Source organism: Paenibacillus albidus (assembly GCF_014644435.1).
Taxonomy (GTDB): Bacteria; Bacillota; Bacilli; order Paenibacillales; family Paenibacillaceae; genus Paenibacillus_AQ; species Paenibacillus_AQ albidus.
Genome location: NZ_BMKR01000005.1, coordinates 260,913 through 286,686, shown reverse-complemented (window position 1 = coordinate 286,686; position 25,774 = coordinate 260,913). Strand labels below are relative to the sequence as shown.

Annotated in this window: 22 protein-coding genes; 6 read left to right on the top strand and 16 right to left on the bottom strand. The window is 51.2% G+C overall.

Going from position 1 to position 25,774, the window contains the following annotated elements:
- The first annotated feature begins 192 nt into the window (after positions 1-192).
- Together IEY53_RS07875 and IEY53_RS07870 are read left to right on the top strand one after the other, a co-directional pair.
- Positions 193-810 carry a nitroreductase family protein gene (locus tag IEY53_RS07875; RefSeq protein WP_189023665.1) on the top strand — a complete coding sequence of 206 codons (618 nt, stop codon included), beginning with the start codon at positions 193-195 and terminating at the stop codon, positions 808-810.
- A 109-nt stretch (positions 811-919) separates the two neighbouring features.
- On the top strand, positions 920-1,345 hold the full coding sequence (locus IEY53_RS07870; protein WP_189023663.1) for a hypothetical protein: 426 nt from the start codon (positions 920-922) through the stop codon (positions 1,343-1,345).
- A 56-nt stretch (positions 1,346-1,401) separates the two neighbouring features.
- On the opposite strand, the gene IEY53_RS07865 is transcribed toward IEY53_RS07870, so the two are convergent.
- The 4 genes from IEY53_RS07865 to IEY53_RS07850 form a co-directional block, all read right to left on the bottom strand.
- Complete coding sequence (locus tag IEY53_RS07865) at positions 1,402-3,591, bottom strand: alpha-galactosidase (RefSeq protein ID WP_189023661.1); 2,190 nt, start codon at positions 3,589-3,591, stop codon at positions 1,402-1,404.
- Between the two features lie 112 nt (positions 3,592-3,703).
- Positions 3,704-5,332, bottom strand: coding sequence for an extracellular solute-binding protein (locus IEY53_RS07860; RefSeq protein ID WP_189023659.1), 1,629 nt, complete (start codon positions 5,330-5,332; stop codon positions 3,704-3,706).
- A 33-nt stretch (positions 5,333-5,365) separates the two neighbouring features.
- Entirely contained in the window at positions 5,366-6,247 is an 882-nt protein-coding gene (locus tag IEY53_RS07855; RefSeq protein ID WP_189023657.1) for a carbohydrate ABC transporter permease, read from the bottom strand.
- Between the two features lie 27 nt (positions 6,248-6,274).
- Positions 6,275-7,237 (bottom strand): ABC transporter permease, encoded by a 963-nt coding sequence (locus IEY53_RS07850; protein WP_189023655.1) that lies wholly within the window; start codon positions 7,235-7,237, stop codon positions 6,275-6,277.
- A gap of 252 nt (positions 7,238-7,489) precedes the next feature.
- Here IEY53_RS07850 and IEY53_RS07845 point away from each other — a divergent pair, with 252 nt between their 5' ends.
- Together IEY53_RS07845 and IEY53_RS07840 are read left to right on the top strand one after the other, a co-directional pair.
- Complete coding sequence (locus IEY53_RS07845; RefSeq protein WP_189023639.1) at positions 7,490-9,055, top strand: response regulator; 1,566 nt, start codon at positions 7,490-7,492, stop codon at positions 9,053-9,055.
- Positions 9,049-10,842 (top strand): cache domain-containing sensor histidine kinase, encoded by a 1,794-nt coding sequence (locus IEY53_RS07840; protein WP_189023638.1) that lies wholly within the window; start codon positions 9,049-9,051, stop codon positions 10,840-10,842. Before IEY53_RS07845 ends, IEY53_RS07840 begins: the two co-directional genes overlap by 7 nt.
- Positions 10,843-10,849: 7 nt before the next feature.
- Here the strand turns inward: IEY53_RS07840 and IEY53_RS07835 are convergent, their stop codons facing one another.
- From IEY53_RS07835 to IEY53_RS07825, 3 genes are all read right to left on the bottom strand, one after another.
- Positions 10,850-11,470: a DUF8426 domain-containing protein gene (locus IEY53_RS07835; protein WP_189023637.1), complete on the bottom strand. Its 621-nt coding sequence runs from the start codon at positions 11,468-11,470 to the stop codon at positions 10,850-10,852.
- Positions 11,471-12,040: 570 nt separating this feature from the next.
- On the bottom strand, positions 12,041-12,844 hold the full coding sequence (locus tag IEY53_RS07830; protein ID WP_189023636.1) for a methyltransferase domain-containing protein: 804 nt from the start codon (positions 12,842-12,844) through the stop codon (positions 12,041-12,043).
- A 229-nt stretch (positions 12,845-13,073) separates the two neighbouring features.
- The gene (locus tag IEY53_RS07825) at positions 13,074-13,988 is read right to left on the bottom strand and encodes a LysR family transcriptional regulator (protein ID WP_189023634.1); all 915 of its coding nucleotides are present in this window, start codon (positions 13,986-13,988) and stop codon (positions 13,074-13,076) included.
- Between the two features lie 127 nt (positions 13,989-14,115).
- On the opposite strand from IEY53_RS07825, the gene IEY53_RS07820 reads away from it, so the two are divergent.
- Positions 14,116-14,856 carry an SDR family NAD(P)-dependent oxidoreductase gene (locus tag IEY53_RS07820; RefSeq protein WP_189023633.1) on the top strand — a complete coding sequence of 247 codons (741 nt, stop codon included), beginning with the start codon at positions 14,116-14,118 and terminating at the stop codon, positions 14,854-14,856.
- Position 14,857: 1 nt separating this feature from the next.
- Here the strand turns inward: IEY53_RS07820 and IEY53_RS07815 are convergent, their stop codons facing one another.
- From IEY53_RS07815 to IEY53_RS07775, 9 genes are all read right to left on the bottom strand, one after another.
- Positions 14,858-15,478 carry a YcnI family copper-binding membrane protein gene (locus IEY53_RS07815; protein ID WP_189023632.1) on the bottom strand — a complete coding sequence of 207 codons (621 nt, stop codon included), beginning with the start codon at positions 15,476-15,478 and terminating at the stop codon, positions 14,858-14,860.
- A gap of 18 nt (positions 15,479-15,496) precedes the next feature.
- The gene (locus IEY53_RS07810; RefSeq protein WP_189023631.1) at positions 15,497-16,159 is read right to left on the bottom strand and encodes a response regulator; all 663 of its coding nucleotides are present in this window, start codon (positions 16,157-16,159) and stop codon (positions 15,497-15,499) included.
- Position 16,160: 1 nt separating this feature from the next.
- Positions 16,161-16,973, bottom strand: coding sequence for a sensor histidine kinase (locus tag IEY53_RS07805; protein ID WP_189023630.1), 813 nt, complete (start codon positions 16,971-16,973; stop codon positions 16,161-16,163).
- Between the two features lie 205 nt (positions 16,974-17,178).
- On the bottom strand, positions 17,179-17,649 hold the full coding sequence (locus IEY53_RS07800) for a DUF4830 domain-containing protein (protein ID WP_189023628.1): 471 nt from the start codon (positions 17,647-17,649) through the stop codon (positions 17,179-17,181).
- Positions 17,650-17,719: 70 nt separating this feature from the next.
- On the bottom strand, positions 17,720-18,637 hold the full coding sequence (locus IEY53_RS07795; RefSeq protein ID WP_189023627.1) for a hypothetical protein: 918 nt from the start codon (positions 18,635-18,637) through the stop codon (positions 17,720-17,722).
- A 39-nt stretch (positions 18,638-18,676) separates the two neighbouring features.
- Positions 18,677-19,600: a cysteine synthase A gene (cysK, locus tag IEY53_RS07790; protein WP_189023625.1), complete on the bottom strand. Its 924-nt coding sequence runs from the start codon at positions 19,598-19,600 to the stop codon at positions 18,677-18,679.
- Positions 19,601-19,794: 194 nt separating this feature from the next.
- Positions 19,795-20,493: a Crp/Fnr family transcriptional regulator gene (locus tag IEY53_RS07785; RefSeq protein ID WP_189023623.1), complete on the bottom strand. Its 699-nt coding sequence runs from the start codon at positions 20,491-20,493 to the stop codon at positions 19,795-19,797.
- Between the two features lie 193 nt (positions 20,494-20,686).
- Positions 20,687-21,979, bottom strand: a complete 1,293-nt coding sequence (locus IEY53_RS07780; protein ID WP_189023621.1) for a galactokinase — start codon at positions 21,977-21,979, stop codon at positions 20,687-20,689.
- Positions 21,980-22,107: 128 nt separating this feature from the next.
- Complete coding sequence (locus tag IEY53_RS07775; protein WP_189023619.1) at positions 22,108-23,640, bottom strand: DUF4153 domain-containing protein; 1,533 nt, start codon at positions 23,638-23,640, stop codon at positions 22,108-22,110.
- Between the two features lie 113 nt (positions 23,641-23,753).
- Here IEY53_RS07775 and IEY53_RS07770 point away from each other — a divergent pair, with 113 nt between their 5' ends.
- A complete protein-coding gene (locus IEY53_RS07770) occupies positions 23,754-25,469 on the top strand; it encodes an ABC transporter substrate-binding protein (RefSeq protein ID WP_189023617.1) in 1,716 nt (571 codons plus the stop codon).
- Positions 25,470-25,774: the final 305 nt, after the last annotated feature.

Genomic DNA, 25,774 nt, shown 5'->3' with positions numbered 1-25,774 from the left:
TATAGCAAAATCATCCTAATAAACGGAAACGCATTCTCGTAAAATAAATCAATAACATGGATATTTTTTCATTGACGAACTTCTGCAGACATGTTATCTTAACTTTAGCAGGTAACAATTAGTAAGTTCATTTAATATAATCAGTTATTAATAAATATTAACCTATTAAATACAATAATGGAGGAATGCGATATGAGTACATTTACTGAATTGGTCCAGGCACGCAGATCGGCAATGAATTTTGTGGAAGGCATCAAGATCCCCCAGGCGGAGCTGGAGGAAATGTTCTCTTACGCCCGGCTTGCCCCATCGGCTTTCAATCTTCAGCATACCCATTACAAGGTGGTGGCTGACGAGAATCTGAAGGAAGAAATCCGCAAAGCTGCTTACGGACAATACAAAATCCACACTGCCTCGGCCGTTATCCTTGTGTTAGGTGACAAACAGGCTTATCTGCAAGCACCTGAAATCTACAGCGGCCTGAAATTGCTCGGCGCAATGTCTGAGGAGGAGTTCGATAAAACCATCGAATCGATTAACAGCTCCTACATAGATAATGATGCTTTTCAGCGGGATGAAGCGATTCGCAATGCTTCCCTGTCCGCCATGCAGTTTATGCTGATCGCCAAAGACAAGGGCTGGGATACCTGCCCGATGATCGGCTTTGATGCGGAGGCTGTCAGCAGAACGCTGAATTTGCCGGAGCATATGGTGCCGGTAATGATGATCACCATCGGCAAAGACAACCAGCGCAAGATCAGACCCCGCGGCTACCGCAAGCCGGTTAACGAGTTCGTAGAATTTTTCTAAGATTAGCCGGAAGACCCGCCATAAATGGGGAATCATCCGTCATGCCCGTCCAAGCACCTTCTGATTGATCTCATAGAATAGAGTATCACATGAGAAGGAGCTGAAAGACATGACCAAAGTCATTATTGATTACAATGCTACTGTAGTTACCCCCATTGCCAATGGCGTGAATATTCCAGTACCCAACACCCCTGTGGGCGTTTCCATTGCCACAACCTCGGTGTACATCGATCCTGCGAATCCCGCCTCTGCTACCAACAGAGTGGAGTTAACAGCAACCTTCGGGTACCGCTCTATTGCCGGAGAGCCGGAGATTATTGTACGTATATGGCGTGCAGGCACGGAAATCTACTATGCACTGGCAGGGGACGCCTTCAATGGTGTCGATGAATACTCGCTTGTTTCCTTGCAAATGATCGAGCATGCTCCGCTGGGAACACAAAACTATCAATTAATCGTAGAAAACCGTAACCCTCTTTCAACAGCAAGGGTTATTGGCCCGATTACATTCACGGCCATAGCCATTGGCGGCTAAACTATACTAAAAAACACGGACACCTTCTAAACAAGGGTGTCCGTGTTTTTTTAACGTTATATTTTCTTAAAGCGCCATAGCACACTTTGGAAATCGCCGTGGAGGTGCGGCACAGGCAAGCCCGCATACATAAGGTGATCCCCTCCATACACGCCACCGCCTTCAATCCACTCATAATCACTTTGCGGATCGAGACCTTTCAGGCGCAAATGGTACAGCTTGTCGTTCGGCTCAGCGAGCACCCGTACATAGATGGCCACCGCTTCGGATTTATCTTCGGCCACAATCATCCAGGCCGTCTCATTCCCTTCAAAAGGGCTGAGCAGTCTGTACTGCTCCCCGAACTGAACCAGAGAACGCAGCTCCTTGTAAAGAGCTACCTGTTCCTTCACTGTAGCCTTCTCTTCTTCCGTGAACTTTGTCAGGTCCAGCTCATAGCCGAAATTGCCGGACATGGCGACATGCCCGCGCAGTTCAAGCGATGTATTGCGGTGCACCTGATGATTCGGCACCGCCGATACGTGGCTGCCCATCGAGCTCAGCGGATACACAATACTGGTACCGTATTGAATCTTCAATCTGCTGATCGCATCGGTGTTGTCGCTTGTCCAGGTCTGCGGCATGTAGTAGAGCATACCCGGATCGAACCGTCCGCCGCCGCCGGAGCAGCTTTCGAACAGGACGTTCGGGAATTCGGAAGTAATCCGCTCCAGGACACTGTACAGTCCCAGCATATAACGGTGCGCCGTTTCACGTTGCCGCTCTGGCGGCAGCAGTGCCGAACCGATCTCCGTCATATTACGGTTCATATCCCATTTCACATAGGAGATTGGAGCACTGCGCAACACGTCGGCAATCTGGTCGCCGATCGCCTGGCACACATCAGCGCGGGAGAAATCCAGCACAAGCTGCATCCGCCCTTCAGTCCGGCGGCGGTTCGGCACATGCAGGCACCAATCCGGGTGCTGGCGGTACAGCTCACTGTCCGGGGAGATCATCTCCGGCTCGAACCAGAGACCGAACTGCATGTCCAGCGCATTCACACGTTTGGCCAGATCTTCCAGCCCTTCCGGCAGCTTCTTGCGGTCCACGAACCAGTCGCCGAGCGAGCTGCGGTCATTATCCCGGTGCCCGAACCAGCCGTCATCGAGTACGAACAGCTCCATGCCCAGCTCACTGCCCGCCTTGGCAATGGCTTCGATCTTGCCGGCGTTGAAGTCAAAATAAGTAGCTTCCCAGTTGTTCACAAGGACCGGACGGGTCTGGTCACGGAAGACACCACGGCACAGCCGGGTCCGGTACAGCTTATGGTACGTGCGGGACATGGCCCCGATGCCATCCGCCGAGAAGACCAGTACGGCTTCCGGGGTCTGGAACGACTCGCCTGCTTCCAGCAGCCAGCTGAAATCAAACGGGTTGACACCCATGGACAAGCGGGTAGTCTTGTACGGGTCCACTTCGGCTTGAGCCGTGAATCCGCCGCTGTAGACCAGGCTGACCCCGTATACATCGCCGTGATCCTCATCCGCACCCTTGGCAAGCAGCGCAATGAAAGGATTCTGTCCATGGCTGCTGGAGCCTCTGCGGCTCTCTATTCCCTGCAGACCTGGAGCAAGTGCTCTGCGCTCCACATTCCGCTCTCTCGCCCAGGTTCCGGACAGATGCAGCAGATCATAATTGGAGTCGCGGAAATCCACGCTCATGCTTAAGGTCCGCAGCAGCTTCAGGGAATCCGTTCCTTCATTAATGAAGCGCACAGAACGCGTGAGCGCGTTAAGCTCACCGAAGACAGTATAGGTCAGAATAATCCGCAGTCCCGCTACGGCATCCACCAGTTCCAGTTCCAGGGTCTCCGCTTCATCCTCATGTTCGGCATAAGTCGCAGGCAGCCCTTCCAGTGTTGGTTTGCCTTTGTAGATACGGTGCTTATCATAAATCGCCTCGGACGTGGTCGTTCCGTTCGGTGCCTGGATCTGATAGGCCGGATTGCGGAAGTCTCCTACGCCGTAAGCCGGATATTCCTGGGCAAGCGTATCGTAAGAGAGCGACATATCCTCCGGAAAGGGAGTGGGCGAGAATGAACAGCGTTCAGTCCGTTGCAGAATCGTAGCCAGCGGGCCCGAACGGATTTTGCGGCCCCAATACACATGTGCAGGTATGCCGGTGTGCAGCAGTTGAATGACATAGCTGGTTTCTTTGCTTTGCAGATGAAAAACACGGTCCTTCGAATCGTAGAAAATACTCATGATTTCCTCCATATCCAATTGATAATTGAGTAGCTTGCCATATCTGTTTTAAATCATACCCATTATACAATATAAGCCGCGTAAACGCTTTATTAATGCATAGCTTTTGTGTTTATTTCCATAACTCCATTCGCGCTTTATATTTCTCATTTACGATGGTCTCCAGCTTGGCCATGCCGATCGCATCCATCTCCTGAATCATATTGTCATACAGGGAGAGGGCTTCACTTTCAGTTTTGGCCATGATAATTTTGGCGATGGCGCTTTTTTTGATATCTTCATATTTCTGGGCAATCAGTGCTTCCGGCGTCCCCGCATCCGGCCCCAGGTTCTCATATTCGGAGGTATCCCATACACTGTCGGCCAGAGCCTCTGAAGCATGCAGATTTCTTACATCACGTCTATATTTGGAGGCCATATCAAACGGGGTTCCGTCACTGCCGCTGCCGTTGTTGATGAACCAGGTATATCTTCTGATGCCGGTCGCTTCCACGGTTTTATCCCATTCGCTCTGGAACTTCTCTACAATGTCTCCAATCGGCGTGTGTTTGCCGTCTTTCAATTCCCAATCCTTGCCTTCGACGCCCCACATCAGCAGATATTGCCCTTCTTCACTCGCCAGATAGTCAAAGAATTTAATGGTCCGCACAGGGTCCGGATTGCTTTTGGTAATCCCGATTGCGTCCCAACCCAGCGAGCTTCTGCCGCCGTAGGTGGTTTTGTCCGCATCCACTCCCGGTGCAACCACTTTGTAGGCAAACAGCTGGCGGTCCTCTTGATCCGTGCCGTCACTGTTTTTGCGCAGAATGGAGTTCGGAGTATCGAGCTCCCAATAGGAGCCTTCCGTCGAGAACACATTGCCGTTGGACACTTTTTGCTTCCAGGTCTCTTTTTTGTTGACCACAAATTCAGGATCTACAAGCCCTTCGCGGTAGAGCTTGTTCATATAAGCCAGCATCGCTTTATATTGCGGATCACGCACATCCTGCTTGAGGGTACCCTGGTCATCGTAATAGGTCTTCATCCCGAACATGCCCTTGAAGGTGGACAGCAGAGAGATGTAATTGCTGTAATCCCAAGTCGCTCCCAAGGAAGCTTTGCCGTCGATGGTTGGATATTTCTCTTTGAATTTTTTCAAAAGGGTATAATATTCTTCCGAAGTAAACGGAGCAGCCGGATTATTGGCGCGTTCCGCCTCGCCCAGTTCAATCAACAGATCCTTGCGCATCTGAATGCCGGCCACCGGCTCTTTTTCCAGCGAGTACCAGTTATTCAGGTAATAAGTCTTGCCGTCCGCGCTTCTGGATTTATTGATGGTATCTCCGTACATTTTTTTAATATTCGGCCCGTATTTCTCAATCAGGTCATCCAGCGGAATCAGCGCCTCTGCGGCGATATATTTATTGATTAGATCATCCGTCCGTGAGATCAGTACAATGTCGGGAAAATCATTGCTGGCCAGCATCAGGTTCAGCTTTTCTTCAGCGTTGCCGGTGGTTGGCACCATTTCGATGGTCACGCCCGTTTTTTTGGTGATCTCCTGTGCTACCGGGTTGGTGAACGGCTGGTCGAAGTTTTTGTCAAAAAACTTAAAGGTGATTGGAGCTGTATCGCTGTTCCCGGCATTGGCATTGCCGTTTGTGGTTGCTGCCGCATTGTTCCCGCCTCCGCAGCCTGCCAGCAGAGTGCCTGCCATCCCTAATGCCAGCCCCAGCAAGATTGGTTTCTTAGCTTTCTTCATCATAAATTCCCCCATGTCGTTTGTATTCTATGGTTACATTTTAACGGAACCCAACGTCATGCCTTCGGCAAAAAAGCGCTGCACCAAAGGATAAACCAGCAATATCGGCAAGGTGGCAATAATCGTAATTGCCATGCGGATGCTTTGCGGCGAAATGGCCTGCCGGATGGAAGCATTTGCTCCACTGGTCATTTGGCTGGTATCTGCCTGGTTAAGAATCTGCACCAGCTTCGCCTGCAGCGTCTTCAGTTCCATGCTGCTGGTAAAAGCATAAGAGTCAAACCACGCGTTCCATTGGTCAATTGCCAGGAACATCCCTACGGTGGCCAGCACCGGCAGGCAAAGCGGCAGGTACACTTTTAAAAAAATCTGCAGGTCATTCGCACCATCGATCTTCGCCGATTCTTCCAGTTCGTGCGGCAATTCGTTGATAAACGTGCGGACAATAATCATATAGAATACATTCACCAGATTCGGGATGATAAATACCCAGAACGTATCCAGAAGCCCCAGTGACTTGAGCACCATATAATACGGAATCAACCCGCCGGAGAAATACATGGTGAAAAGGAAAATAAAGGTAAGTGTTTTCCCGCCGATAATATCTTTTCGCGACAGGACGTAGGCCAGCATGGTGATTGTAAATAAGGACAGCGGCACGCCGACCACTGTTCTGGCGATGGTCACACGCAGGGCACTCCAGATTTGCGAATCCCCCAGCACCGTCTCGTAACTTTGCAAGCTGAATTGTCTCGGCCAGAAGGATATGCCCCCCCGCACCGAATCCGTGGCATCATTCAGAGAAATGGCCAGAATGTTCAGGAACGGCAGAAAGGTAACACAGAATACAGCCAATAATATCAAATACACGATGCCCTTAAAAATAAAATCATCCCAATGGGGCGCTTGTCTCAAGCTCCTCACTCCTTATCCCGTATAATCTTAGAACAACGCTCTTTTGAATACCTTATTGATGGTGGTCAGCAATATAATCGACACGACCGATTTGAACAGCCCCACAGCGGCTGCATAAGAGAACATCCCTTGGCTCAGACCGTAACGGTACGTATAAGTGTCAATAACATCGGCGGTCGCCATAATGGATTCGTTCTGCATCAGGTAATACTGGTCGAACCCGGTATTCATTACGTTTGCCACGGCCAGAATAAGCAGTATAATGGCTGTTGGCTTCAGGCTTGGCAGCGTGATATGCAGCATTTGCTTCCACTTGTTCGCGCCGTCCACTGTGGATGCCTCATACTGCTCGGGATTAATCCCGGCAATCGCCGCCAGATAGATGATCGAATTATAGCCCATGGACTTCCAGGTGTTAGCGCTTGCGACAATACTCCAGAAATAATTTTTTTCCTGAAAAAACAAGATGCTTTCGTCGATCAGCCCCAGGCTTTTCAACATGCCGTTGACCATTCCGTCCGAGGACAGCAGCGTGATAAAGATATTGGCAGCAATGACCCAAGAGACGAAATAAGGCAGATAAGCTACGGATTGCACCGTCTTTTTAAAAAATTTATTCTTCACTTCATTCAGCGCCAGCGCGATAATAATCGGGGCCGGAAAGCTGATCAGAATCGTCATCGCACTGGAGAGAAGCGTATTGCGCATCAGACGAAGGAAATCGCCGCTATTGTAGAAATATACGAACCAGTCCAGGCCCACAAATTTGCTTGTGAAAAATTGTGACCAGAACTCTCCTCCCGGCTGATAATTGACAAACGCCATGTATAACCCGAACATGGGCGCATAAGCGAATGCAATGACCCAAACACAAGCCGGAATCAGCATCAGATATAAATATTTGGCCGATTTGAGACGGCGCCAGGTCTCTCCTTTGTCCCGCTTGGCCTGCTTGTTCTTGAATGATGATGAAGCCAGCTCCACTCTCATGTGTTCAACCCTTCCTTTCCTGCTCTTCTTGCTGTAATGTCTACCGTGCACCGGTTATAGCTAAATTATAAGAGCGCTATCATCGGTCAATCCATACAACAATTTAAGGATTGATACCGCAAATCGCCTTAATTGCAGGTCTCATCTTTCAATTTTCAACAAAACATAACCCAAACCGCCGAATCTGCTCCGGCCTTCATTGTTCAAATCTTTTTCAGAGCCTAGAATAGAAAGACGTAAGGGGGTTATTGTATGTATTCGCTGCTGCTCGTGGAAGATGAACGAATTGAGATGGAATTGCTGGAGCACTATGTGCCCTGGAAGGAGATGGATATCGAGGTTGCAGGCACGGCTAAAAACGGGAAAGAGGCTCTGTTGAAACTGGAGTCGCTGGCACCCGATATCGTGCTGACCGATGTCCGGATGCCCATTATGGATGGGCTGGAATTTGCCCGCCGGGCGAGACAATGGAACAAGGACATCAAGATTGTGTTTCTGAGCGGGCATAATGAATTCCAATATATTAAAGAGGCGTTGACCGTGGAAGCTGTGGGTTATCTCCTCAAACCTATAGATATGGAAGAACTGCGCGATTTGATGGAAACGGTGAAAAAAAAGTGTGATGAGGATGACCTGATCCGCCGTAATCTGGACACGGCCAAAGAACGCCTAATGGCCAAATGGCTGATGGAGAAGGACGGAAATGCCCGCCGGGAATGGGCTGACCAGTTGTTTAAGTTGTCCCTGCCCTTGCCCTCCCGCGCAACCTATGCAGTAGTCCACATCACACTCGATCAGGCCTATGGAAGCCAAGGCCAACGCCGTTATCCAAGGGCCTCGCTGATTGCCGCCTTGCAGTCCACGGTGTCCGGAGATTTCGACTACGCCATGGGGGTGGAGCTGGAGGAACGGGCCATCGGACTGATCCTGATGTCACACAAGCCGCCTGCGGCTGCGGACAAGTCTTATTGGGAGGAAGTGCTGTACAGCGTATCCCCCTCATTGGATGCTTGGCGCCTGACGCTGGCCGTATCGGATGAAGGTGAATCCGTGGATGAATTGCCCCAGCTCTACAGGCAGGCCAAAAAACGCAGCGAATGGAAGTTCCATCTGGGTACAGGCAGGGTGATCACTGCCGGAGATGCCCTAGAGACAACCGACACGGAGATCAAGCCTGAGGGGTATGCCGCTGAACTATGCCGGGCGCTTACCCTTGAGGACGAGCCCGGGATGAAGACGGTCATTGCGGAATTCATAAGCAGGCTCAGGCAGGAGCGGGTCCGCAGGAATGGGGTCATCTCCCACCTGCTTGGCTTGCTTAGCGAAGTCGAGCATGAATTCTCGGCGCTGCTCGTGAACACGTCGGGCAGTATGCTTTTTATGAATCATTGGGAGCAGTTGTCCCAACTTCCTTCCATCGACGATCTGGAGCAATATGTGCTGGAAGTATGCCGTCAGATTCTCGCTATAATCCAGAGCAGATCGGACACACAGCCCCAGAAGCTGCTGCACAAGATTACAGAGCTGATCCAGCAGCGCTTCTCCACTCCACTGACGGTTGAAGAGATTGCCAAGGAGGTCTATCTCTCGCCCAACTATGTGCGGACCCTATACAAGGAAGCAGCTGGTGAAACGATCCTGGAAGCGATCACAAGGTACCGGATACAGCGGGCTATTGAACTGCTGGCGAGCAAACACCTCAAGATTCATGAGATCTCGCGTTCGGTCGGTTATGAGAATGTATCGTATTTCTGTTCCGTGTTCCTGAAGCACAAAGGCTGTACGCCTAATGAGTACCGCAAAAAATTGATATGGTAAAGTTGGTGAACCGTTTGGTTAAGCTGCGGAATTGGATGGGCACTCTTTTGATGAACATGAATCTGCGAAGAAAGCTGTTTGCTGTTTTTTTTGTGGCTTCCATTCTGCCGTTGTCTCTGCTGATCTATTTCTCGTATACCTCAATCAGAAACGAGCTTAGGGATCAGTCTTATGAGACTATGATCTCAACCACCGCACAGATTAACGCCAATCTTCAGAATAAACTGGATTATTATGTGAAAATATCCAACTCCCTGTTCCTGGACGGCACCCTGCGCGGCTATCTGACCCATACTTACAACGATAATCGTTTGTATTTGGAAGCCTACACTTATTTCGACAATTTGTTAAGTTCGGTAAGGATCAGCAACCCGGACATTTCCGGCATTACCATCTACACGGACAATCATTCCCTGCCCAAGGACAATGTGCTGATCAAAGCACTGGACGAAACTGCGGACAAGGAAGGTTTCTTCAAGGCGCTTGAGGGGACTTACGGGAATGCCGTCTTTCTTACACAGTCCTCCGGGAACAAGCAGGCCCCCACCTTGAGACTGGCCCGTCTGCTCAACAATTACAGTCTGAATTATCCCTACGGAATCCTGTCCATGGACATCGCCGAATCGGATATTTATTCGCTGATTGCCGAAGAAGATGAGAACAAAAGCATCTATATCGTGAACAGCGAAGGGAACATTCTGTCCAGCAAGGACAAATCGGTCTTGGGCTCACCGCTCCAGGAGCTGCTGCCCGACCCTTTTCCCGAAGAAGGTTCGGGGAAATTTGACAGCATCTATAAAGGAGAACAGGTTCTTGTCGTGTACGACACGCTGAATTACGGCTGGAAGACGGTGACGATTGTGCCCTATAACAATTTCGCCGCTCTGGCCAAAGCCGCCGCCGCGCGCCTGATGCCCGTGGCCTTGATCTGTCTGCTGCTTGCAGTCTTTCTTATCTATATTACGGCGGGATTATTCACACGCAGGGTTATTGCTCTCCTAAAAATGATCCGCCGGGCAGAACGGGAGGAATTCACAGATGCACCGCAGGAGATGGGCAATGATGAAATCGGGCAGCTGAGCCAGGCTTTTCATAGTATGTCCGGCCGGATCAGCAGTCTGATTAACGAGGTGTACAAGAAGGAAATTGCCAAACAGGAGATTGAGATGAATGTATTGCAGGCCCAGATTAACCCCCATTTTCTTTACAATACGTTAGCCTCCATCTCCTCGCTGGCGATTAAATATGAGGATGCCCGCATTCACAGGATGGTGACCGATCTGGCAAAGTTTTACCGGATATCACTCAATAAAGGGAAACATATCATCTCGATTAATGAAGAGATCACCTTAACGAAACATTATATGGCTATTCAACAGACGCGTTTTGCCGGGCTGCTGAATATGCATTATCAGATTGAAGACAACCTTCTGCCGAAGAGAATCGTGAAGCTGACCCTTCAACCTTTTGTGGAGAATTGCATCAACCATGCCATTTGGGATGATGAAGCCAGATTGAATATCATTATTCGCGGTTATCCGGACGGGGAGGATCTTGTGCTGGAGGTTATTGACGACGGTATGGGGATGTCTGCGGGAAAAACCGCACATATTCTCGAACAGGGGAACAGCGGCGGTGAACATTCCTCGGGCTATGGGATCGCCAACGTCAACCGCCGTCTGAAGCTCCTGTTCGGTGAAGGTTATGGCGTACAGATTTTCAGCGCCCTTGGCATTGGGACACAGGTCAGCATCCGGATACCGGGTTCGGGAATCCCGCGTGAATGAACGCCTCTTATTTGGCGTACTGCAGAATCGCAACCGCTGCCCGCTCCCTCCGCTCGGCATCCTCACTGCCCAGCGCCTGCTTCAGAATGTCCAGGGCGGCCGCGATGGTTGCTTCATCCACCCGGACCCGGTGTTCTACAGGTTCGCTTATGGCTGCAACGTCTGTGATCCACAAATCCAGCCGGGCAGCGGCAATCGGTTCCTGAAACTGCGTAACCGCACCTTTCTCTGCAAGCAGCTGCTGCACACCCGGCTGCAGCGCCACCCGCGGAATATGGGTTAGCCAGGTAACCCCGCGCCGATGTGCGTTGTCCCCGTCCGCAGCTTCGGCCGGCTCCACATAGAAATAGTCCCCCAGATCACCCAGGTGCACCCAATCGCCGTCCGCAACCAGCACATAATCGCCGTCCTGTATCGTATGGGCGAAGATGACCGCTGCTTCGACATGCTCTTGCAGCTCCACTCCCCGGTATCCATAGAGGCGGATCATTTTCTCTTCGATCTCGGCTCTTCCGGCATTCTCCAGATCGCCTAACCCGGGATGGCCGATGCTGACCATATTATTGTTCAGGAACTCAGCGACCCGCTCACTGCCGCGCGGCCCTGCCTTAAGTTGAAACAAATTCATGGCTATCCCTCCGTATCCTAAACTCGGGCTGAAACCCGCTGAATCGCTTTTATAATACCATAAATTTCTCGTGTATTTAGCAGTTATCGCTATCGGGGGGCCAAGAATGCAGATCAAGCGAAATACTAAGTATAAGCAAGATATGAAGCGCTTACATTTGAATGCCGGATGATTTCCCGGAATATCTGAGGATTCTGGGATTTTACTAAATGTACGCAGTCCTGTACAGTATAGATATCAACAACAACACAGGTTGTTGATCCTATATCTTAGTCCTGACGGTGATATCATAGCTTCCCTCTTGGTTTAAGCGAAACGGGCTGAGCTTCCTAAAGCTCAAAGGACGACCATTAATCCAATCGTGCCAGTAGGGTAAGACCTGAATTACACGGACAGGACGGGCAACATGCCACTCTCGGACGATTCTATCCGGGTTGAGAACAAGGGTAGATAAGGAGTCTGAGAATACGATGGGTATAGTGAGTATAACGTAAAACCCCTATTATTGATGAATTTATCATAATAGGGGTTTTACGCGTCTTATGAGTTATTGTCCGTACTGGCTGAGTTTCAGATAGACAACCTGCCACAGAGCAAGGTCAGATCAACCGTTATTTGTTGAAGACCCTTCACCCGAATCCGCTCCACCTGCTCCTCTTCTACTCCCCATAATAGCGGAGTCATATTCAGCAATGAATCCAGCAGACTGCTGCTCACCGGCAGGCTGTAACGCAAATGCTCCACATCCATATTGGCAAAATGATCTTTAAAGCGCTCCAGGGTCCGCTTATTGGAATAAGCCTGTGTATTCAGCGGCTTCCTGATTTGCTCTCTTAATTCTCCAAGATAATCACGACCGGGAATGACCTTAATAACCTCACCCTCCCTAGACAGCATTCTGTGAAACTCGGAGTAATTGGAAGGTGACAGTATATTAAGGATGAAATCGAACCCCTTGTCGGCAAATGGGCAACGGGCGAGGTCGGCCACACACCATATGCTGTTCCGGTAGGCCCGGGCTGCACTGATGATGCCTTCTTTAGAGAGGTCAATACCTACTCCCAGAGGTTCCGTTTGTGTGCTTCCAGCGATGTTGTCGAGAATGGCCGTCAGATGAGAGCCTTCTCCGCACCCCGCATCCAGCAGCCGGACCCCTTGTGGTCTCCCGCTGCCGCTCGCCGCAATCCTTTGGCCGATGATTTCATACAAAGGATCATAGAATCCGCTTTGGCATATCGCTCTGCGGGCTGCAAAGAGCCGTTTATCGTATTTGGTCTTAACCTCCCGGCGGGAGAAATTAAGTGTTCCATATTTGGACAGATCGTAACAATGTCCCCTGGAGCAAATGAAACTTTGGAACTTCGCCACTTCCATTGAACTCCCGCACAGGGGACAGCGGAAAATCTGCACATAACTGACCAGAGGGAAAGAAGAATTATGATTTATAGACAAAATAAAGCACCCCGTTCATTCGTTATTGGTGAATGAAAAAAGGCACAGTCAAATAAACATAAGCCATTCTTAAAAAAACGGCCCATGTTCAATGATCTGTACCTCTTTTACCGTAAACGAATGAACTTGATAATCATAAGAGAACGCTCCTCTATACTCCTATAGATTTAAACTGCTCCCCTATCGTACCATAATCCTGCTCTTGCAGAAACTGTGCAAGTCTCGCACTGGCGACCTTTAGCGGGTAATCGGAAATCCGGCACAGGATGCCGCAGACCATATCAATGGTCTTACCCTGGAGCGTCCGTTGCACAGTTCCGTGAGGCGGTGGATTCAGGACAATCCCGGGCACAAGGGCTATTCCCAAACCGGCAGCCACATAATATTTCAGTGCCGTCATGCTCCCAATGACTCTCGTGTCCAGCGGAGGACCGCCCGACTCCTGAAGTACGCTTTCCAGTTTTTTGCGGTAGGGGCAATTCACTGCAGTGATCAGCAGACGGTGGCCACGCAGGTCCTCCGCAGTAATCTCCTCCTTATACGCAAGCGGATGCTGCCCGGGCAGCAACAGGGCAAACGTTTCCGTAAACAGTGGTTCAAAATACAGCTGCTCGCCCAGCTCCGGGGCCGAACACAATGCCAGGTCAAGCTCTCCATGTTGAAGTTGCTTGCTGAGCGCCGCTGTACCGGCGATTTCAACACTGACATCCATTTTGGGGAAACAATCCAAAAACGCTTGCAACAGCTGCGGGAAACGATAGCTGGCCGTCGGGTCGGTTACTCCGATGCGAATCCGGCCGCCGTCCCCTGACCGGATATCCTCCATGCTGCTGTACAGCCGTTCCATATCACTGACAATGAACCGGCTCTGTTCATGAAACAGTCTGCCCGCTTCCGTTAAGGTGATCTGCTTGCCGCGTTCGATCAGTTGAACTCCCAGATCCGCTTCAAGCTTCTGAATCTGCATCGTAACGGTAGACTGCGCATATTTCAGCTCATCTGCCGCTTTGTTGAAGCTGCCGGCGCTCACTATCGTCTGAAAGGTTTTTAATGTTTTTAGATCCATTCTCTATCCCGCTCCCGGATTCAATATTATTGAACAAACAATTCACATAATTCAATTATACAGAATCAACTAAAACATATACACTGGTTCTAGCAGCAAATTGTTTTAGAATAAGGAGGAATGACCCATGGATTTGATCAACAAAGTTGCCTTGGTAACCGGAGGGGGCACAGGAATCGGCAGCGCTATCAGTCAGGAACTGGCCAAACGCGGCGCCAAGGTGGCAGTGAATTATTCCCGTTCAGAAGCAGGAGCACAAGAAATTGTGCAACGGATTAAGGCTGGAGGGGGCGAGGCTATTGCCGTTCAGGCAAATGTAGCTGATGACGAAGAAGTACGCCGGATGGTTGCAGCAATTGCAGAGGAGTGGGGGACTGTTGATGTGCTTGTGAACAATGCCGGCATTACCCGGCATATCCCGCTGGAAGATCTGGAAGCTGTTACAGATGAGGTATGGAACGAGCTCTACAATGTGAATGTAAAAGGTATGTTTTTCTGTGCCCGTGCCGTTGCGCCTTACATGAACAAGAACAAACACGGCGCAATCGTCAATCTTGGCAGTATTGCCGGAACAACCGGCTCTGGCTCTTCCCTTCCCTATGCCGTATCCAAATCGGCTGTCCACGGGTTAACCAAATCGCTGGCCCGCGCTTTGGCCCCGGCAATCCGGGTGAACTGCATCGCTCCGGGCGCAGTAGTGACCAGGTGGTGGGCTGGCCGGGAAGAGCAGATGCACAAGCTGGCTCCGAATCTTCCGCTGCAGCACCTCTCAACCCCGGAAGATATTGCGTCTTTTGTCTGCGCTGTTCTGGAACAAGAGGCCCTCACCGGACAGGTAATCACTCTCGATAGCGGACAGACGATGTGAGTTAACTTCGTCTTCTGAACAATCCAACAATTGACAGCAGCAGGGCCAATATCGATACGCCTAAAGCCACATAACCCGCCGGGGATGTAGAAGACTCTGCATCGCCTGCTTCCTGCGCTGGCTCCTCCATGTTCATGGAACCGTGGGAATGATCGTGTCCCGATGCCGATTGGACGATCTCTGTCACAGCGTGCGGGGTGTCTGTCCCTTCCTCACCGGACCACTGCACCAAACTTCCGTCAGCGTAGTGTTGGTAGGCATCCCAGGCGATATCGCCCGCAGTGTCAGGGTTCTTGGCAGTAAAGTAAAAGCGCTGGAATTGGCCGGCCAGAATACCTTCTCCTGTAGCTTTCCAGCTTACTTTGTTGCCTTCAATAGTCACTTCCCAGCCTGGCGAAGGCTCATATTGCTTAAATTCTGCCCCTTGCGGGATACGCAGGTCAATCTGGATGGTGGCGCTGTCTTTTTCGGAAGGGACTTTGAGGGTGTAGGTCTCCCAGGCTCCCGTCCCGGACAAAGCAGGCGCTACGGTGACATGTGCACTGGCAACTGCTGTGAATAATAGCAGCAGGGCTGCCGAGGGCATAAGTAGAGTGATAAGTTTGCGTAATAAGTTATTCATGGTTCTCCTCTTTCCTTCTCATCGTTTGGGGAAATCCCGTTCCCGCGAAGCCAGCCCCTGTTCCAGGGCGTATCGTGTCAGCTGGGTGCGGTTCTGCAGCTGGAGCTTTTGCAGAATGTTCTTTAAGTGATTTTTGACCGTATGTTCCGAGATTCCAAGACTCACCGCAATCTCTTTGTTGGTGGAGCCGGAAGACACACAGCCCAGTATTTCCTTTTCACGGGCTGTTAATGCTTCGCCTTCCTCCTTGACAGCCGTCACCGAAAATTCCTTCAGGATTTGAAAAGCCAGCTCCCGGCTGAGCGGAACCTCCTCGCTCACTATGGCCTGGAGGTATTCGATCCAGGTGGAGGGAGCCAGGTTCTTCAGCAAATAACCCTGTGCGCCCTGCTTCAACGCTTCGAACAGATAGGAAATCTCATCGGAAACGGTTACCATGACGATTTTGACATAGGGATATTCCTGCTTGATGCGCCGTGTGGCTTCCAGCCCGTCCATATCCGGCATCTGCACGTCGATCAGAAGCAGATCCGGCATCCACTGGCCTGTAAAAGCAATAGCCTCCGCCCCGCTCTTCACAGCTCCAATCACCTCAAAGCGCTCATCTAGCGACAAAATCTCGCACATGGCCTCTCGGGCATGCGCATGGTCATCCACAATCAATACCCGGCAGCGGTTCATCTCACAGCCCCCCTTTGACAATCTCCACAAGCGTACCTTCATCCACGGAAGAGACCCGCAGGTTCCAACCCATGCTGGCTGCACGTTCCTTCATGATCTGCAGTCCATAACTTCCGCTGACGGTAAACGGATCATGCCGGAATCCGCCTCCATTATCTCTGACCGTTACCCTCCAGTGTTCCCGGCTCCCCTGGCCCGAAATAGATACCTCAGTGGCACGGGTATGCTTGCGTACATTAATCATGGCCTCCCGGATACAGGACAGCAGCTCTGCTTGTTCCAAAGGCATTAAGCTCTCATCCGGCAGGCCCCAGTCCAGCGATGCATCGATCATCACCTCTCCGGCAATTTGCGCAAGCTGGCCTCTTACGGACTGCTCAAGAGTTAAATTTATTGGACCTGAAGCCGGAACCTTGAGGCTCGCAATCGCTTGCCTGACATAATGATTGACCTCATGAACCGTCTTCGCAATCTGCTGAACACTGTCTTCACTGACTTCATTATTTCTGCGGTTTTGCTCCAGCCGGTCGATCTTGACAGACAGCAGAAACAGGGACTGGGCGATCCCGTCGTGCAGCTCCCGGGCCAGTCCTTCACGCGCTTCCATCGCATGTTTAGCCGCACGCTCCTGTTCCAGCTCACGCTGCCCGCGCTCCATCATCGAGAACAGCGGGAGCAGCAGGACGATGCTTACAGTGAACACAAGTACCGGTGTCAGATAGTTCCCCATATCCATGGAGAGATACGGCATCAGAAACTGATGCCGTACAATTTCCCATATCCCGACCATCAGCGTAGGCAGCAGCAGGATCATTAGCTTGATTCGTGTATACGTGGCTGGTCCCCTCCTGTACAACTATTGATAAACATAGCATCACAGCCACAGGGCTGACATGACTCTTTTGGGCTATATGGACCGTTATTTGTTACAAATTTAAGTATTATTAATTTAGACAATCAAGAAGCGGACAGGCCTCCCCAATACCCGGATGTGAATAGCCCTCCCCTGTACAACCCATTCACTCTGCATATTTTGCCATCCAATCGGCCCGCCATTCCTGAAACGACTTCGGCTGGATCTCCTCCAGAGATTTGCCTTCCAGATTCCAGTATCCACCGTCCTCGTCTTCTTTTCCTTCCGGAAAAGAAGTTCCCCCAATCACTTCAGCCCCGTCCATATAGACGTATACATGTACATTAACTTTCGCTAAGGGATGGTTTCTGACCGTAAAGGCTTCCACTTGAATGGTGCGGCCTAGATACTGTGAAATATCACCGGACTGCAACCCCCAAAAGATCATGTAAGGAAGGTTCGTAAGTTTGTCCCGGGTAAGCTCGTAACGCTCTGCCATGCCTTCGTATGAAACAATCTCGTACCCCTTCCGCTCCAAATACGGCTCCACAATACGCCGTTCCTCGGACACTTCATTCGGCTTCGCCAAGCAACCGGCAAGGAGCAGGACCAGCACTACAGCTGTAAAATATTTCATATCAGTCACCTCTACAGCTAGACGGTATACTCACTCCGAAGGTTGCAGCCCGCTAAGGCTAAGAGGATCACTACGGCGAGATATAGCGTCCATATTGAATATCCAGTTCCTTGAACTGCTCCCCATCCTGGTTCAAAAAGAACGTACTCACACCTTCCGCTCCCCACCAGTTTAGTCCAAGGAGTATCCCTTGTTCCGTTCTTGCGGCCAAAAGAACCGAGAACATCTCCGGGGTGATCTCTCCACCATCATCTACCCGCCAGACCGAATACTCATCTCCCTGTATGACCGCGGGATAGTCCATATACGTGTAATCCTCGCCGGACTTCAGCACGATGCTGAACAACATATCGTTGCCGTCCCGAACGAATTGGGTGACGTAGACTTCTCCTTCGGTTCCGAGGTCAGCCAGCTTCCAGATCCGCAGGATCTCCCGTCCCTTGGCCGTTGCAATTGTACTGCCAATAGCCTCATCTACCGCCGGAGCCTCCGTATCTTTGGCAGCAGGGGTTACAGATACAAGCGCCTCCACATCAAACACACTGTCATCCGCCATATAGTAGGTCTCGTTGGGGGCCGCAGCCCCCTCTTCCACAGCATAGAGGTATCCTGACAAGTTGGGAATATTCACAGCTGTTTCTCTCGCAGTATTATCCTCGCTTGCCGGCTGCCAGTTCAGGTATTTCACCTTAAGTGTCTGACCGTTATGGCCAACAGCAAGGGTAAGCTTGGACATCTGCTGTTCCTTGCCTGCGCCATCGGTAATCAGAATCCGCTTCCCTGTCGTATCTCCAAAGCCCAAAGTAGACTGCAAAGTACCAGGCTCCAGAACGCTGCTAGGCGGGGGTGTCTGTGTAGGCGGGGGTGAAGCGTTTGGCGTTGCAACGGCAGGAGAGGCCCCAGGACTAGGCTCCGGCACAATATTATTCGTTCCTGAACACCCTGCCAACAGCAGACATAGGACAAGACCCATGATGACTTGCTTCATCTGTATCCCTCCATACTGATTAGTCGCGGCAAACTATTATTATTTAAATATATCCATGCTCAAATAACGCTCACCGGTATCCGGGGCCATGCAGAGCACACGCTTGCCAAGGCCCAGCCGCCGCGCTTCCTGCATCGCCGTCCATACCGCCGCACCGCCGGAAGGTCCGAGCAGAACACCTTCCCGCGCAGCCATGTCACGCACGGTTTGCAGCGCATCCTCGTCTGTTACCTGTACGATTTCATCGTACACCTTCGTATTGAGAATGGCCGGCACAAAACCCGGGCTCGTACCAACCAGCTTATGCGGCCCAGGTTGTCCGCCGGACAACACCGGTGAACCCTGCGGCTCCACAACAACAATGCGCACATCCGGCAGATGCTGCCGCAGCACTTCGCCTGTACCGGTAATCGTTCCGCCCGTTCCCGAAGTGGCTACGAATACATCCAGCTTTCCTTCCATCTGCTCAATGATTTCAATCGCAGTGGTTGTGCGGTGAATGTCCGGATTGGCTGTATTCTCGAACTGTTGGGGAATGAAGCTGTTCGGCACCTGCAGCCCAAGTTCCACGGCTTTGGCTATAGCTCCCGGCATCCGCTCTGCCGCCGGGGTCAGCACGACTTCAGCACCATAGGCTTTTAGGATGTTGATCCGTTCCCTGGTCATATTGTCCGGCATCACCAGAATGGCTTTGTACCCTTTGGCTGCCGCATTCATCGCCAGTCCAATCCCGGTATTCCCGCTGGTCGGTTCGATAATGGTGCCTCCCGGCTGTAAACGTCCATCTTGTTCGGCTTGCAGGATCAAATTATAAGCAGCCCGGTCTTTCACACTGCCGCTCGGATTGAAGCTCTCCAACTTCACATAGACTTCCGCGTCCCGGGGCCCGGTCAAGCGGTTCAGACGCAGAACCGGTGTATCTCCTATCAGTTCGGTAATATTATTAACCACTTTGGGTAACATGGGCCTGAAACCTCCTTTGATTGCTTGTACTAACTTTCCGACTATCCTTCATTGTAACTGGAGAGCATACTTCTGTCGATTCTGTGCTCAGGGCTGAACGTTTGCTTAAAGAAGTAACAGGCATATAAAAAGACCGCCGGCCCTGCCCTCTTGGCAGGTTCCACAGCGGTCTTAAATAGCTAAAAAATAAACTTCTATTCATACAGATTCCCATTGGCCAATTCGGCCAGCTTGACCTCATTAAGCACACTCAGTCGTCCCCGCTTGCGTTCAATAATGCCCTGCTCGATAAACTGGCGCACCACACGGTTCAAATGCCGGTAGCTTGTGCCGAGCAGTTCGGCGGTCTCCACCAGAGTCGCGGTCCGGATCTCTTCCATACGCCGGACGCCGGTGTTGTCAGCGAATAAAGACATCAAATAGCTGGCAAAACGGTTCTCTACCGGATATAACAGGTTAAGCGCCGTAGTCTGGCCCAGCGTATACAGCTTGTGGCTGAGTTCGCCAACCATGAAGCGCAACAAGGCTGCGTTATTCTCCAGCTCTTTGAGCAGCCAACGCCTTCCGGCAAACAGAATCAGGCTCTGTCCGACGGATTCGACCTGATTTTTAACTATGTACTGGTGAAGCAACTCCACATCGCCAATCACGGACATAGGTCTCGCAAACCGTACCAGCATCGATTTCCCATTGGGCAGCAGCGTGTGAATCTTCAGCTTGCCTTCCACCAGCACAAACAGACCCTCCATCTGATCGCCTACAGAACAGATCGCCTCGCCAGCCTCATAGCGCCTTAGTTCCATTTTTTGCGTAACAGCCGGACTAAAAATGCCGTCAAGACCGTTCTTTACCACCAGCGCGCGGACCGCTTCCCGGTCGTTGATCATTTGCATTGAACGCAACCCCTTTGCTTGCTCCAGTGTAAATTAGATTGCCCCGCAGCAAAAGGACATATGTCCTTCGTTATTCTCTCCTATGTTAAATGGTTCTGCCCAATCCCTGCAAGCCAAAAAGCCGGACAGCTTCGGCTCCCGGGTACAGGAATTCCGAAATGTCCGGCCAGATGAAACGTAAATGACAGGCGAACTACAGACTGTTAATATTGACCGAACCCACTTGGCGAATCCGGATCTGGTAAATATCCTGGCTGCTGTAGTTGCTCATGTAATCAATATAAGCAGACGTTAAGCGCTTCGGCAGCAAGGCCATGATTACTCCGGCAAATCCGCCCCCATGCACGCGGCAAGCACCTTCTCCATGTTGTGCAATAAACAGCTCGGTCAACGCGAGGTACAACGTTACGCCTTGCAGCTCAGGTGTGGTATTGGAATAACAGTTCTGCAGCCATTTCCAGGATGAATTTCCGGAGGCTGTGACGAGCCTCAGGAAATCCTCGGCACGGTTCTCGTTCAGTGCAGCAACCTGCTGGTCCACACGGTTATTCTCCTCAAAAAAGTGCAGCGCTCTCAGCACCGCGCGGTCTCCCGCTTCGGCTCTGACCTCCGCCAATTTCCCCAGCACTTTGCCGGCATCCAGTTCGCGGAGCACCTTTGCTCCAAAATAACCGGCTACAGCCTTCATCTCACTTGGTATTGAGGAATATTCATCGCTCAGATTGGCATGATTCGCACCGGTAGGAACAATCAGGAGATCATATTGTTCATTGATGGCAGCAAAATCAAGATTCTGGATCACTGGCACCTGAGGGTCCGCAAAGTCAATTGTGATCAGGCCGCCGTAACCGCAGGCGATTTGATCCAGCAGACCGGATTGCTTGTCCCATTCGATATTTTCGGCATATTGTCCGATTTTGGCGCAAGCCACAACATCCATCCGGTTATCGTTATAGAAATAATTAAGAATGGAACTAATCAGCATCTCAAAAGAGGCCGAAGAACTGACCCCCGCTGCACTGATGACATCACTGGTAATGCAAACCTTGAATCCGCCGGTGGCAAATCCGAATTTCCCGAACCCTTTCAGGATGCCTCTCACCAAAGTTTCTGTGCCGGAGCCATCGACATGCTCCTCAAGACGGCTCAGGTCAATGGTGAAATCTTCATTATAGGTGATGCTTTTGATGCTCACGATCGGGTCATCTGTTTTTTCGGCTACACCGATACAGTCCATGTTGATGCTGGCTGCGATAACTTTGCCCAGATTATGATCCGTGTGGTTCCCGCTGATCTCGGAACGCCCGGGCGAACTGAACAAATATACATCCTGCCCGCCGTATCTTTGTTCAAAATCTTTAATCAATTGGCTATAACGCTCGATCTGGCCGGAAATTACGTTCTGGTCATCCCCGTACAGCAGGTTGAATTTCTTTTTCAGGCTCTCTGTTCCCAGCAGTTCCAAGGTTTCTGTAATGGACGGCATTCATAAATCCTCCTAAGTTCAGTTCTATACCTCCTTAAGTATAGTAAAAAGAAGCAGAACCTGAATAGAATTTTGTTACTTCATCATGGATTAATATGATTTAAGCCGGTAATTCCTATACCGCCGCTTCATGGTTCAAAGTAATCCGCCAGTGCCCGGTCCGCGCGAAACTGCGCCAGATTAAACGAAGGCCATTTATGTACCGTCCGTTCCATGTCCTGCCATTTACTCCGCATCTCTTCGTCCAGGATACCGCCTTCCTGGCGGCTGAATTCAAGCAGGTCCGGTACGGTACCGGGGGAAAGCGTGGTTAAATAATACGTATCCAGATTGCCGCTCGCCTTGTAGCGCTCGATATTTTTGTTCGCAATGATGTGATCCATACCTATATAATTCATCAGCACGTAGGACAGTAACCCCAGCACAATATAACATTTGGCCAGTGGAAACTTCGCCAGCCGGATACGCACAGCCGCCAGCACCAGCAGCAGCCCCAGAAAGATCATAAAGGCATGCACCAGAAAACGGATATACGTGTAGCCATAGGCTTCTTCATACAAGGCCAGCCGTGTGTACGCGGAATAGAGCATGACCATCGAGCAGAGAACCATAATGTACAAGAAGGTATTGATGACAGTTCGCAAAAGACCGGAGGTTATTCCTGAAGGCTTCAGACCCAGCAGCAAAATCACAAAATTGATGGCCGTCACCAGCATCAGCTCCAAAAATCCGCTGCGCGCATAGTCGGCATACGTGCTCCCCTCCGGTACTACCCCTTCCCAGGCCCCAAACAAATAGGAAAACTGCACAAGGACATACAGGACATATACTGTATTAATCACCGCCAGGACAGTGGTCAGAATAACGGGATCGATGGTTAAGGGCACTGGCTGCGGATGGGGAACGGACCTCAGCTGCGGCCCGAATTCCTGGCGCGTCGTACCCCATACATAGGTTTTGGCATCAACGAATCCCCAGAGGAATCCGAACAGGCCAAAGCTCAGCAGAACGATCCAGAGCGTACGTGTAAATCCTTGACCAAATGAGATATGATCCAGTATATTCGGCAGCTCCAGCATTACATGATGGAAGACTCCGTCCGCCGAGGACAACAGCGTAAACACTATCAGCAGCAGCGGGAAAGAAATCACCAGCCCGGTCAGTACCTTGACCACCACTTTCTTCCGCTCATCCTTCACTTTGCCGCCCCTGCTGCCCCGGAGAACAACAAGCGCCGTGCTCCAATGCCGGAAGCTCTGCAGAAAGAAATGCTCCAGCGCGATGCCGGCCAGTCTCATCCGGCTCCAGTCCGGACGCCGTTCACTGAGCATATAAGTCATGTGCAGCACAATCAATACAGGAACAACAAGCAGATTCAGACCATAAAAAAACAAATTGTAAAAGAAAGCAAACGTCAACGACAGAAGAAAAATGGCCCCCAGCCAGACAGAGCTGAAGAATGTGAACGTTCTTTTTTGGTCCTTGGCAAAATACAGCATAAAACCGTAAAACAGACACACATAGATTGGATAAGAGACTCCGGGCATGGTTCCATAAAAAAGATACTGATGAACAACAGCGAGTACAGCAGCAGCAATCAAAGCGGCCAATGCTCGTTCCGGCTTGAATACAGTCCGCTCAGTTACCGTTTCATCGCTCATGGTAGATCCCCCCATATAAGTACTATCTATCCCTAATTGTAGATGATAAAATAAGAAGAAAAAGAGAAATTAAATTTCGATTATTTCCTATTTTACGAAAGGAACCTGAGCCAATGAAGCTGCACAGCCAATTTTTGAAGCTGCATTCGCATTATGGCGGAGAAACCGAAGTCTCAGCCACACTGGATGAACTCGCGTTGATCCTCGGCTGCACCCACCGCAATGCCCTGCATATTGTAGGCAAAATGGTTCAGCAGGAATGGATCATCTGGACACCCAGCCGGGGACGGGGTCGCCGCTCCCGGCTGGAGTTCCGGGTGCAATCCGAAGAGATTGCACTGCAATCCATGATGCAGGCGATCAGCCGCAAGGATGTGCACAGTGCTATCGAGGGCATCCGCACCCATGCCCGTTCTTCGTCGCTGCAGGATACGCTGCAAGGCTGGCTGTTCACCTATTTCGGGCATCACACCGAGATCCGCAGCGACAAGCAGATCGATACGCTGCGGTTGCCGATTACCCAGCAGCTCCATACCTTTGACCCGCTCTACATGAATCTGCTCACCGAATCGTTCGTGTCCAGCCATGTTTTCGATGGACTGGTGCGGCAGAGCGGCAATCATGGCCAGATTATGCCGGGTCTCGCCCATGCTTGGGATACCGATGAGAGCCGGACGGTCTGGACCTTCTATCTGCGCAAGGAAGTCTTGTTCCATCACGGCAAAGTACTGACGGCCGAAGATGTGGTCTATTCGTTCCAGCGCCTGATGCAGACCTCGCAGCGGACGCTGTACAGCTATATCTTCAAAGAAATTCAAGCGGTTGCTGCGCTGAATCCCACTACCGTCCGCATTCAGCTAAAGAAGCCGAACGAACTGTTCCTCCCCTTCCTTGGAACGAGCCGGGCGGCGATTGTGCCGCGGGACTTGGACGGGCTGGGCGAGAGCGGCTTTGGCCGCAGACCGGTGGGAACGGGGCCGTTCAAGGTGGCCGAGATGAGCGAGGATACTTGTGTGCTGGAGGTGTTTCCGTATTATTTTCAAGGCCGCGCCCATCTGGACCGGGTCGAGATCCTATATGTTCCCTGGCACATTGAAGGCGCTGCTGCCGAGACCGGCTCCGCCTTTCATATTATCCAGAACCCTTCTTCTTCCGCCGATCCTTCCTCCTGGAGCCGGATTCATTCCGAGTCCTGGGTAAGAAAGTTTGTCACCTGCAATACGAAGAAAAAGGGGCCGCTCAGCGATCCCCTGCTCCGGGCGAAACTTGTTGCGTGCCTGCGGGAGTCCACAAACTCAGATTCGAACACGGAAGCGGACTTGGCTGATCCTGCGGACATTGCCGGAAGCGGCGCGGTTTCCCCCGTTGCCCTGCAGATTGCAACAATTCCGCAATACACCGCCGATGCGGAGGCCATCTCGGCCAGACTGGCTGGGCATGGCTTCGCCTGCACCGTGGTCTGCGTTTCCCCCGAGGAATTCAAAGGCCCGATCCGGCTGGAATCCGACCTGATCGTCTTCTCCCTGTTCCGCGATCAGGATGAACAGCTGCGGCTGTTCGATCTATACCTGACGCTCTCCCAGCATGTCGAGCCGCTGACCCGGGTCGATATCGAAGGCTGGCTGCACATGATCTCACGGGAGCCTGATCCGCAGGCCCGGGCTGAGGATTTCAAACGGATTGAGGATCGCCTGATCGGCGAGCATCATTTGCATATCCTCTACGAGAGGCCCAGCCAGACCGATTATCTCCCCTCCGTGCGCGGCGTAACCTTCAACAGCCAGGGTTGGGTTGATCTTCGCCATGTCTGGTTCCCGCCCAAGGTATAGAAATGCCCCGAAGCCAATGGGACACGGCTTCAGGGCATGGTTGTGGAATAAAGGGAAAATCACGCCTTAATTTCACCGGCAGCGGATGAATTTTGACTACTATATAGAATGAACTTGAGATTTTTCCAATATAGGTTTTGGTCGTAACTGCGGTGAATGTTTGGACTTCCGGCCGCTGTTGTCGTAAGAATTTCTTGATTTTACCGCTATTCGCAGTGGAAATCTGGGAACAGCTTATGCTTACGATGCGAGCTTTCCTGCGGAAAGCATTCGGGCGGACGCTATCGCTCCTACAGTTCCAAAAT

Excerpts from the sequence above, each read along its gene's own strand:
- IEY53_RS07875 (WP_189023665.1), top strand. The coding sequence starts at position 193 with ATGAGTACATTTACTGAATTGGTCCAGGCACGCAGATCGGCAATGAAT.
- IEY53_RS07870 (WP_189023663.1), top strand. The coding sequence starts at position 920 with ATGACCAAAGTCATTATTGATTACAATGCTACTGTAGTTACCCCCATT.
- IEY53_RS07865 (WP_189023661.1), bottom strand. The coding sequence starts at position 3,591 with ATGAGTATTTTCTACGATTCGAAGGACCGTGTTTTTCATCTGCAAAGC.
- IEY53_RS07860 (WP_189023659.1), bottom strand. The coding sequence starts at position 5,332 with ATGAAGAAAGCTAAGAAACCAATCTTGCTGGGGCTGGCATTAGGGATG.
- IEY53_RS07850 (WP_189023655.1), bottom strand. The coding sequence starts at position 7,237 with ATGAGAGTGGAGCTGGCTTCATCATCATTCAAGAACAAGCAGGCCAAG.
- IEY53_RS07845 (WP_189023639.1), top strand. The coding sequence starts at position 7,490 with ATGTATTCGCTGCTGCTCGTGGAAGATGAACGAATTGAGATGGAATTG.
- IEY53_RS07840 (WP_189023638.1), top strand. The coding sequence starts at position 9,049 with ATGGTAAAGTTGGTGAACCGTTTGGTTAAGCTGCGGAATTGGATGGGC.
- IEY53_RS07835 (WP_189023637.1), bottom strand. The coding sequence starts at position 11,470 with ATGAATTTGTTTCAACTTAAGGCAGGGCCGCGCGGCAGTGAGCGGGTC.
- IEY53_RS07830 (WP_189023636.1), bottom strand. The coding sequence starts at position 12,844 with ATGGAAGTGGCGAAGTTCCAAAGTTTCATTTGCTCCAGGGGACATTGT.
- IEY53_RS07825 (WP_189023634.1), bottom strand. The coding sequence starts at position 13,988 with ATGGATCTAAAAACATTAAAAACCTTTCAGACGATAGTGAGCGCCGGC.
- IEY53_RS07820 (WP_189023633.1), top strand. The coding sequence starts at position 14,116 with ATGGATTTGATCAACAAAGTTGCCTTGGTAACCGGAGGGGGCACAGGA.
- IEY53_RS07815 (WP_189023632.1), bottom strand. The coding sequence starts at position 15,478 with ATGAATAACTTATTACGCAAACTTATCACTCTACTTATGCCCTCGGCA.
- IEY53_RS07810 (WP_189023631.1), bottom strand. The coding sequence starts at position 16,159 with ATGAACCGCTGCCGGGTATTGATTGTGGATGACCATGCGCATGCCCGA.
- IEY53_RS07805 (WP_189023630.1), bottom strand. The coding sequence starts at position 16,973 with ATGATCCTGCTGCTGCCTACGCTGATGGTCGGGATATGGGAAATTGTA.
- IEY53_RS07800 (WP_189023628.1), bottom strand. The coding sequence starts at position 17,649 with ATGAAATATTTTACAGCTGTAGTGCTGGTCCTGCTCCTTGCCGGTTGC.
- IEY53_RS07795 (WP_189023627.1), bottom strand. The coding sequence starts at position 18,637 with ATGAAGCAAGTCATCATGGGTCTTGTCCTATGTCTGCTGTTGGCAGGG.
- cysK (WP_189023625.1), bottom strand. The coding sequence starts at position 19,600 with ATGTTACCCAAAGTGGTTAATAATATTACCGAACTGATAGGAGATACA.
- IEY53_RS07785 (WP_189023623.1), bottom strand. The coding sequence starts at position 20,493 with ATGCAAATGATCAACGACCGGGAAGCGGTCCGCGCGCTGGTGGTAAAG.
- IEY53_RS07780 (WP_189023621.1), bottom strand. The coding sequence starts at position 21,979 with ATGCCGTCCATTACAGAAACCTTGGAACTGCTGGGAACAGAGAGCCTG.
- IEY53_RS07775 (WP_189023619.1), bottom strand. The coding sequence starts at position 23,640 with ATGAGCGATGAAACGGTAACTGAGCGGACTGTATTCAAGCCGGAACGA.
- IEY53_RS07770 (WP_189023617.1), top strand. The coding sequence starts at position 23,754 with ATGAAGCTGCACAGCCAATTTTTGAAGCTGCATTCGCATTATGGCGGA.